This window comes from Thorsellia kenyensis (genome assembly GCF_042432445.1).
Classification (GTDB): Bacteria; Pseudomonadota; Gammaproteobacteria; order Enterobacterales; family Thorselliaceae; genus Thorsellia; species Thorsellia kenyensis.
Map to the genome: position 1 here is coordinate 1 of NZ_JBHLXE010000023.1, position 865 is coordinate 865.

At 44.7% G+C, this 865-nt stretch carries 1 protein-coding gene; it reads right to left on the reverse strand.

The annotated features are described in order from the left end of the window. Positions 1-865, reverse strand: an 865-nt coding sequence (locus ACFFIT_RS02075) for an Ig-like domain-containing protein (RefSeq protein WP_385875933.1), incomplete at both ends; no start/stop codon positions are given.

The window sequence follows — 865 nt, forward strand, 5'->3', positions numbered from 1 at the left end:
ACCCGGATTAGGGGAGACATTATCAAAGACGCTATCAAGCGTAAGCTCATCGGCAGGAGCAGTGCTCACCTCAGTATCTACCGTTAACTCAAATCCCGCTGCAGGAACAGATGCAGTCAAGTTACCTGCTTTATCTGCCGCTTTAAATTGGATGTTGTACGTGCCATCAACTAGCGCTAAGCTCTCTGGTAATTCAAATGTCCATTTGCCCTCGGCATCCACGAACACTTTATTGTCCATTTCAACCAGATTGCCATTGATGTAAAGCTTGATTTCTGCACCTTTCTCACCACGACCGTTGAAGATAGGTGTCTTATCATTGGTGGTGTCACCTGATTTAAGCTCAAATAAGCCCTCTGCACCACCCGGATTAGGCAACACATTATCAAATACGCTATCAAGCGTGAGCTCATCGGCAGGATCAGTACTCACCTCTGTATCTACCGTTAACTCAAATCCTGCTGCAGGAACAAATGCCGTTAAGTTACCCGCTTTATCTGCCGCTTTAAATTGAATGTTGTACGTACCATCAACAAGCGCTAAGTTCTCTGGTAATTCAAATGTCCATTTGCCCTCGGCATCCACGAACACTTTATTGTCCATTTCAACCAAATTACCATTGATGTAAAGCTTGATTTCTGCACCTTTCTCACCACGACCATTGAAGATAGGTGTCTTATCATTGGTGGTGTCACCTGATTTAAGCTCAAATAAGCCCTCTGCACCGCCCGGATTAGGCAACACATTATCAAACACGCTATCAAGCATGAGCTCATCGGCAGGATCAGTACTCACCTCTGTATCTACCGTTAACTCAAAACCAGTGGCAGGAACAGGATCACTTAAGTTACCTGATTTATCCTCT